General features: G+C 42.2%; 6 protein-coding genes. 5 read left to right on the forward strand and 1 reads right to left on the reverse strand.

Annotation, left to right across the window (positions count from 1 at the left end):
• The first annotated feature begins 63 nt into the window (after positions 1–63).
• Positions 64–3,231 carry a SusC/RagA family TonB-linked outer membrane protein gene (locus H8S65_RS20300; protein ID WP_186931636.1) on the forward strand — a complete coding sequence of 1,056 codons (3,168 nt, stop codon included), beginning with the start codon at positions 64–66 and terminating at the stop codon, positions 3,229–3,231.
• 16 nt (positions 3,232–3,247) lie between these two features.
• A complete protein-coding gene (locus tag H8S65_RS20305) occupies positions 3,248–4,678 on the forward strand; it encodes a RagB/SusD family nutrient uptake outer membrane protein (RefSeq protein WP_186931637.1) in 1,431 nt (476 codons plus the stop codon).
• A 265-nt stretch (positions 4,679–4,943) separates the two neighbouring features.
• Here the strand turns inward: H8S65_RS20305 and ung are convergent, their stop codons facing one another.
• The gene (gene ung, locus H8S65_RS20310) at positions 4,944–5,606 is read right to left on the reverse strand and encodes a uracil-DNA glycosylase (RefSeq protein ID WP_186931638.1); all 663 of its coding nucleotides are present in this window, start codon (positions 5,604–5,606) and stop codon (positions 4,944–4,946) included.
• A 259-nt stretch (positions 5,607–5,865) separates the two neighbouring features.
• Between ung and H8S65_RS20315 the strand changes: the two genes are divergently transcribed.
• The 3 genes from H8S65_RS20315 to H8S65_RS20325 all read left to right on the forward strand — a co-directional run bounded on the left by H8S65_RS20315 (position 5,866) and on the right by H8S65_RS20325 (position 8,019).
• On the forward strand, positions 5,866–6,435 hold the full coding sequence (locus H8S65_RS20315) for a Crp/Fnr family transcriptional regulator (RefSeq protein WP_363182796.1): 570 nt from the start codon (positions 5,866–5,868) through the stop codon (positions 6,433–6,435).
• 84 nt (positions 6,436–6,519) lie between these two features.
• The gene (locus tag H8S65_RS20320) at positions 6,520–7,419 is read left to right on the forward strand and encodes a 23S rRNA (adenine(2030)-N(6))-methyltransferase RlmJ (RefSeq protein WP_186931639.1); all 900 of its coding nucleotides are present in this window, start codon (positions 6,520–6,522) and stop codon (positions 7,417–7,419) included.
• Positions 7,420–7,554: 135 nt separating this feature from the next.
• Entirely contained in the window at positions 7,555–8,019 is a 465-nt protein-coding gene (locus H8S65_RS20325) for a DUF2867 domain-containing protein (RefSeq protein ID WP_186931640.1), read from the forward strand.
• The last annotated feature ends 548 nt before the right edge of the window (positions 8,020–8,567 follow it).

Genomic DNA, 8,567 nt, shown 5'->3' on the forward strand with positions numbered 1-8,567 from the left:
AATTGACGTAGTTCTGCTGAGACTATAATAAAAAACATATTCTATTAATAAAAAAAGGTGTCTATGATGAAAAAGTTAACATTAGTAATGCTATTCCTGTTAGTCGGGATCGGTATGTTGATTGCCCAGACGAGGAAAGTGACAGGTACTGTTATTTCCGCAGAGGACAATGAGCCGATTATTGGTGCTTCTGTAATGGTGAAAGGTACGACCATTGGTACGGTAACAGATGTAGATGGGGCTTTCTCTTTGGATGTTCCTAATACGACTAAAGTGCTGACATTCTCTTTTGTCGGAATGGTGGGAAAAGAAGTTCCGGTTCAAAACATTATGCGCGTAGTATTAAACACTGCTCTGACGGAGCTGGATGAAGTAATGGTTGTAGCCTACGGGACAACAAAAAAATCATCGTTTACCGGTTCTGCGGCCAATATCAAATCGGAAAAACTGGAAAACCTTCAAGCAGCCTCATTGACAAAGGCGTTGGAAGGGGCGGCTCCTGGTATTCAAGTAACAGGAAGTACCGGTATGCCGGGTGATAATGCGAAAATCCAGATTCGTGGCGTCGGTTCGGTCAATGCCTCGAACGATCCGTTGTATGTTGTCGACGGTGCTCCTTTTGATGGCGACATCAGTACGATAAATACGGAAGATATTGCCAGCATCACCGTTTTGAAAGATGCTACTTCTGCAGCCCTGTACGGAGCTCGTGGTGCGAACGGTGTGATTATGATCACGACAAAGAAAGGTACTTCCGGCAAAGTGCAACTGAATGCGAAAGTCAATTTAGGTGTCGTTTCACGTGCCATTCCGGAGTATAATCGTGTAAGCACAGGCGAATACTATGAATTGATGTGGGAAGGCTGGCGCAATGCGTTGGTAAACAACAATGGTTATACTCCTGAACAAGCTGCTGCGGTAGCCAGTGGAGGTGATAAGAATGGTATCGTGGGCAAACTGGGAGGATATAACAGCTATAATGTTGCGAACGACCAACTGATTGGCGCGGACGGCAAGCTGAATCCGAATGCACGTTTGTTGTATAACGACGATTGGAATAAAGAACTGGCACGTACCGCTTTGCGCCAGGAATATAATGTATCGGTAAATGGAGGAACACAGAATACGACGTTCTTTGCTTCCGCCTCTTATACGAACGAAGAAGGAATGGTGAGATGGTCTGATTTCGAACGTTTCACAGGACGTGTAGGTTTGACGAGCCAGATTAATTCCTGGTTGAAAGTAGATGCCGGCCTGTCCGGTGCGACTTCCAACCAAAGCGGTTTCCTGGCAGAAGGTTCTTATACGACCAACCCGTTCTATTACGGACGTATGATGGCCCCCATCTATCCTATTTATCAATATGACGGCAATGGCCAAATTGTAAAAGACAGTAATGGAGATCCTATGTACGATATGGGAGGCGGTTCTTCGCCTTATGCCTGGGCCGGCCATACCCGTCAGTATGCGCCTAACTCAAACTTGATGGTGACATTGCCGCTTGACGACCGTTCGACGGAACGTAATATGCTTTCGGCACGTGTATCGGCTGAAATCAAATTCCTGAAAGATTTCACATTGAAAATTTCCGGCAACACGGATATCAGCAACGACTACAAGACTACCTATCAGAACAATATGTATGGCGATGCAGAAGGCGTATCCGGTCGTTCTACCAAGAATTACATCAAAAAGAATTCATATACGTTCAACCAGATTTTAACCTGGAACAAATCGTTCGGCGACCATAACCTGGCATTATTGGCCGGACATGAAAACTATATGTACACCTATCGTTATCTGGAAGCTACCCGTACAGGTTTTACCATTCCGACGACAGAGATCGTGGCCGGTTCCGTAGCCGAAGGTTCGACTTCCTATACGAATGAATACAGTTTGGAAGGTTACCTGTTCCAGGCCAATTACGATTATGCCAATAAGTATTATCTGTCCGGTTCGTTCCGTTACGACGGGACATCCCGTTTCTACAAGGATGCCCGCTGGGGGACATTCTGGTCGTTGGGTGCTTCGTGGCGTTTGAGTGAAGAAGATTTCATCAAGGATTATACATGGATTGACAACCTGAAACTGAAAGCTTCTTACGGACAGCAAGGTAACGACAATATCCTGGATGAATGGGGAGACCCGATTTATTTCGGATGGCAGAGTTTGTATTCGTTCGACGACAAAAACAACGGGAACCTGAACGGTGCTGTCCATAGCCAGCTTTTGAACAAGAAACTGGAATGGGAAAAGAACTCGAACCTGAACGTGGGGGTTGAACTCGCTATGTTCGATTTCCTCCGTGGCGAGATAGACGTGTTCAACCGCGTATCCAGCAACCTGTTGTTCAAAGCTCCGAAACCGCAATCTGTCGGTATTGAATATATGTGGCAGAATATCGGAACGATGCGTAACACGGGATTGGAAGTCATGTTAGGATTCGATATTTTCAAGAAGTCCGATTTCCGTTGGAGCTTGGATCTGAACGCGACGTTCTTTAGAAACAAGATTACAAAGATGCCGAAAGATACCGATGGCAATCCGCAGGAAATCATTAACGGAACCAAGAAACTTTCCGAAGGCCATTCTATTTATGAATTCTGGTTGCGTGAATATGCCGGCGTCGATCCTCAAGATGGTAGCGCTCTGTATTATAAAGATATCGAAGACACGAATGGAAATGTCACCGGACGGGAAACAACTAAGGATCAGAATGCAGCCAGCTATTATTATATGGGTGATGCTATTCCCGATTTGTATGGCGGTTTTACGAATAGCTTCAGTTATAAAGGTTTCGACTTGTCCATTTTCTTCAGTTACCAGATCGGAGGCAAGATGTACGACTCCAATTATGCAGGTTTGATGCATCCGGGGTCATTCGGAACACATTGGTCAGCGGATATTAAGAACCGTTGGCAAAATCCGGGAGATATCACGGATGTTCCCCGTTTGCAGAACAACTATACTGCTGCCAACGCTGCTTCTTCACGTTGGTTGACAAATGCCAGCTTCCTGGCATTGAAGAACGTGACGCTTTCTTATACCTTACCGAGATTTATCCAGAATAAATTGGATATGAAAGGATGTAAAGTATTTTTGACCGGCGACAACTTGTTCTTATTGAGTAAGCGCAAAGGTATGGATCCTCAACAAAGTTTTAACGGTACGTCAGATTATACTTATGTGCCGAACCGTGTAGTAAGTTTAGGTATTAACGTAACATTCTAAAAACATGAATCAAGCAATGAAAAAAATAATTTCATCCATCATATTAGGTACATCCCTGCTAATCGCACCGGGATGTGGTGAAGATTATCTGGAGAGAGTTCCGACTAACAGTGTTACGGACGAAAGTTTATTCTCTACTGTAAACGGTGCGGAAACGGCTCTTAATGGAATTCATCGTTCCACCTATGCATATTACGATAACCATGGACGATTCGGCCAAAAGTCTATTGATATTATTATTGACTTTATGGCAGACGATTTCCTGCAGTTGGAACGTGGATACGGTTGGTTTGTCGCCTGGTATCAATACCTGAACAGCCGGAACATAAATTCGGCAGATCTGGAATTCACTTGGTCATATTACTATGACATTATTGATAATGCTAATTTGCTCCTTGAAAATATTGATAATGCTTCCGATGCGGCCTTGAACGAGAGCTTGGTCAAAAATATAAAGGGACAGACGTATGCTTATCGGGCTTATTCCTATTGGCAGTTAGTGCAGATGTTTGCTTACCGTTATGATTATAACGGTAATAATACCCAACTGGGGGTTCCCCTGGTCTTGGACAATAGTGGGGAAGCTAAGCCTCGTTCTACAGTTCAAGCGGTATATGAACAAATTTTCAGCGATATCGACCAAGCAATTGCACTGCTGACAGAATCGGATGAATCTCGTCCGAATAAATCGCACATCAACTTGAATGTGGCACAAGGTCTCAAAGCTCGTTTTGCCTTGACGACCGGCGACTGGAGCACTGCTGCCGATATGGCACACAAAGCTCGCCAGGGCTATGATCTGACTAATAATTATAAAAATGGTTGGAATGACTCGAATGATAGCGAATGGATCTGGGGAGCGGTTTTGATTGACGAACAACAAACCAGTTATGCATCTTTCTTTTCACATGTAGATCCTGATTTCGGAGGATATGCATCATTGGGCAGCTTTAAGCTCGGCAGCACGGAAATTATTGATTATATGGCTGATAGCGACCAACGTAAACAATTGTTTGATGAGGAACGTATCGGCTATAAATTCACCGGTTTCGGAGAGTGGACAAATGATTACATCTATATGAAATCAGGGGAAATGTATCTGATCGAAGCAGAAGCCTTAGCTCGCCAGAACAAAGATGCCGAGGCGCAAGAGGTCATTTTCGAACTGACTAAGAATCGCGATCCGGAGGCTCAAAAGCCGACTGTGACGGGTGAGGCCTTGATCCAGCATATTTTGATGGAACGTCGTTGCGATCTGTGGGGAGACGGATTCCGGTTGTTTGACATCAAACGCTTGAATATCGCTATGGATAGACGCAACAAAGGGCATAATGAAACGTTCTGGGATAAAGCCGGCTATTTTGAAGCAGGATCGAAAGAACTTCTGTTCTTGATCCCGAAACAGGAAATAGACGCCAATCCGTTGATGGAACAGAATCCTCTGTAAAAGTAACGATAAAAAACTTCAGTGTTTTTTATAAGTTGTAGTTATTAACAATATGGGTTACCCAATATCTAATAAATAGACACACATTTATTAGAAGGTCAGGGTTTGTAGTGATACAGACCCTGATTACTTTTGTCAAAATGTATATCCTTCCATAATGATTGATTTACTGTAATTTGCTATACGGAAATATTTGAGCAATGAGTAGCCGGTTATGTAGGTGACGGAAAGGCTATTTTTCTGTCGGTGGGGTGATCCGTTACTTTTACCAGTCGATCCCTTGAATGCCTTTACTTTGAAGGTAGGCGTTCGCCTTGCTGAAATGCTTGCAGCCGAAGAAGCCATGGTCGGCGGAACGGGGAGACGGATGCACGGTTGTCAGCACGAGGTGCTTATGGGTGTCGATAAGGGCGATCTTCTCTTTCGCATAGCTTCCCCACAGCATGAATACGAGATTCTCCCGTTCGTCGCTCAATTTCTTTATTACAGCATCCGTAAAAGTTTCCCAGCCCATATTCCGGTGTGAGCCGGTTTCGTGTGCCCGTACGGTCAGGACCGAGTTCATAGAAAATACGCCTTGCTCTACCCAACGGTCCAGATTGCCGGATGTGGGGATCGGTTTACCTAAGTCCTGGTGTATTTCCTTGAATATGTTGGCCAGCGATCCCGGAATGGGTACTCCTTGCGGGACTGAGAAGCAGACTCCGTAATACTGTCCCGGATTGGGATAAGGGTCTTGCCCCAGGATGACAACCTTCACTTTCTCGAACGGGCAGGCATTGAAGATATGGAATATCTGGTGTCCGGGAGGAAGCACATGGACCCTTCTGTATTCGTTCTTGACAAAAGTGACCAGTTGTTCGAAGTATGGTTTATCGAATTCTTCCTGAAGGCGTTGCCGCCAGCTTTCTTCTATTTTGACATTCATGGCATAACGCGTTAATTGGGACAATGCAAAAGTATATATTTTACAAGAGATTATCAAGAAGTCCTTTTTTTACACCGCTTTCAGGTAAAGAACGGTTATTTTTGCCGGTGATACGGCCTTCAGCTTTGCCCGCTGTTTACGTGAAGCAATACTGGTTCTTGAGATTGGATATGATCCGTACCGGTGCTGAATATGGCGTGGAAACTTCTTATTTTATTGCCTTAAATGAGAGGATCGATTTGAAATCAAGATAAAAAGAATGATGGATAAGTTCAATACAAATAATAGCTCATTAGATTACTCTGCTTTGGAAGATTTGTTTGTGAGGCAGGGAACTTTAAAGGAATTTGCCAGGAATGATTATTTCCTTCGTCAAAATGATCATACAAGATACATTGGGTATGTCGTATCGGGGATGTTTCGCCTATCCCGTGTGGATGCAAATGCGAATGAGTGGATCATCGGATATAGCTTTGAGCACGACTTCGTATGCGATTATCCGGCGTTGAGGCAGGGCTCGGAAGCGTCTGTTAATATTCAGGCTGCTGTCGACAGCGCAATATATCTGCTTCCCTGGGAAAATCTGAATGTCTTTTGGGAAACGGATATGGATACCCAACGGTTGGGGCGGACTATTGCGGAAACAATGTTTTCTGAGATTGCACAACGCTTGTATGGCTTTTATGACACACCGGAGCAACGATATATCCGTTTGATGCAAAGATGTCCCCGGATACAAGAGCGGCTAACCCTAAAGGAGATCGCTTCTTTTCTTGGAGTGACTCCCGAAACTGTAAGCAGGATCAGAAAACACCTTCTTTTCAAATGAAATTTCGGAAAGTCTTGACTTTGGTCAAGGCTTTTCTTTTTTCTTTCTCCTAATATTGTCACCTGAACCAATCGATTTTAGAAAATGGAAGCCTATACGCATTATGGTAAGCAAGCAGATGTATTTAAGCATCTGGTCTTATGTGAAATTCTCAAAAACGAGAAACCTTCAATATATGTTGAGACGAATTCTGCCTGTGCAATGTATCGTCTGGAACATACGCCTGAACAGGAATTGGGTATATATCATTTCTTAAGAGAATCTCCCCTTTGCAATCAGCTGGCAAATTCCTGTTATTACAACCTGGAAAACGAAGCCTTGTCGAACCACAATTATTATGGTTCCCCAGCATTGGCCATGAGACTTTTAGGTAAGACTGCCGATCGATATTATTTCTTCGACATAGAAAAGACGTCATTGGAGAATGTAAGCTGCTTTGCGGAAAAAGAAAGTTTGGAAAACCATATTATTTTACGGAACTGCGATTCAACAAAGGGTGTGATGGACTTACTGCCGGCTCTTTCCAAGCAAACCTTCATCCACATAGACCCGTATGAGATTGACAAAGAAGGTATCGACGGCCATACTTTCTTTGACCTGTTTCTCAAAGCTTCCTCACTGGGTATGAAATGCCTGCTATGGTATGGCTTTATGACAACCGATGAAAAACAAAAACTGGATGAATATATTTCTTCCCATTTGCATAAATATGCCATTACAAATGTATTGAATATAAAACTGATATTGAACAGTATCGAAAGGGATACTATTCCCTGCAATCCCGGAATATTGGGAAGTGGCCTTTTAGCCTCTAACTTAACGGAAAAATCAAGGTTACAATTTATCGAACTGAGCCATAAATTAGTCGATATTTACAAAGATGCTAAATATAAAAATCATGATGGCAGCTTGTTTTGTGAACTCCAATCGATGTATTTATCTGGACAACCGTATCAAAAATCCACATTCATTTGCCGGAAATAAATCGTAGGGCAATGATTGTGGCGGTAATATTATTTTCCGGAAAGATATTGCTTATTCATTTTAAGTAATTATTTTTACAAACTTGATTCTAAAGAATAGCAGGAGATGGTTACTGATAAATCAAAATGCAACAAGATGAAAGACATACCGGCAGACAGTTTAATAAAGAACTATCTTCCTGCCGATTATATGGATTCTTATTCATGTGTGATAACTTCTAAGCAGGCAATAGCACCAGAAGAATTTCATAATCTTGCATTTAACCAGCTACCTGAATGGATTGATTGGCTTATGCGGCTGAGAAATGCAATTGTAAAACCATTGGGTTTAAATACAGAAGGCAAATTCACAGATATGCTATCAGATAAAAATGCGCATGAAGAAATTTTCGGAATGCCGGACAAACATCTTAATTTTCATGTTTCTATGTGGTGCGGTGAATATAAAGATGAGAAGCAGGAACTTCGGATTACTACTGTTGTGAAATACAATAACCGGTTGGGAAGAATATATTTCTTTATCATCAGACCTTTTCACGGAATAATAATAAAATCGATCTTAAACCATTTGTCTAAAGAGAAAGAGTATGGATATCATTAATGAATGCTATATTTCAAATTTAGATTTATCAGAACTTGAAAGATACATTGTCGAACATGGAACCATGCGTACATTGGGTAAGAATAAATTTCTACTGAAGCAAAATTGCCCCGGTATATAATGCAACTAAAGCATTTCAGATCAATTATATTGAAGGAATACGCCAAAAAAATAAATTGAATGGTGAAATCTACATAACAGATATCCGTCCGGGATTTATTGATACAGCTATGTCAAAAGGAGATGGCTTGTTTTGGGTAGCTCCTACTTCAAAGGCTGGAACACAGATTTATAAAGCGATTGAAAAGAGAAGAAAATAGCATACGTTGCTCACAGATGAAGCTTTATAGCTTTTATCTGCGAGCATATTCCGACATTTGTTTATTGTAAGATATAAGAACTTGAAAGTAAAAGACACCAAAAAACAAAGAGGGTGTGTCAAAACCGTCGCATCCTCTTTTTTTATGCGCAAAGTCCGAACTTTCCCAAGCTCGGACTTTGTTATTACCCAAAGTTTATGTAACTTTCGGCATAAGATTTTTTGTTAT

It is taken from the genome of Parabacteroides hominis, assembly GCF_014287585.1.
Lineage (GTDB): Bacteria > Bacteroidota > Bacteroidia > Bacteroidales > Tannerellaceae > Parabacteroides > Parabacteroides hominis.

What these genes read in the sequence shown, in the direction of transcription:
- ung (WP_186931638.1), bottom strand. Translation starts at nt 5,606, where the DNA reads ATGAATGTCAAAATAGAAGAAAGCTGGCGGCAACGCCTTCAGGAAGAA.
- H8S65_RS20305 (WP_186931637.1), top strand. Translation starts at nt 3,248, where the DNA reads ATGAAAAAAATAATTTCATCCATCATATTAGGTACATCCCTGCTAATC.
- H8S65_RS20320 (WP_186931639.1), top strand. Translation starts at nt 6,520, where the DNA reads ATGGAAGCCTATACGCATTATGGTAAGCAAGCAGATGTATTTAAGCAT.
- H8S65_RS20325 (WP_186931640.1), top strand. Translation starts at nt 7,555, where the DNA reads ATGAAAGACATACCGGCAGACAGTTTAATAAAGAACTATCTTCCTGCC.
- H8S65_RS20315 (WP_363182796.1), top strand. Translation starts at nt 5,866, where the DNA reads ATGATGGATAAGTTCAATACAAATAATAGCTCATTAGATTACTCTGCT.
- H8S65_RS20300 (WP_186931636.1), top strand. Translation starts at nt 64, where the DNA reads ATGATGAAAAAGTTAACATTAGTAATGCTATTCCTGTTAGTCGGGATC.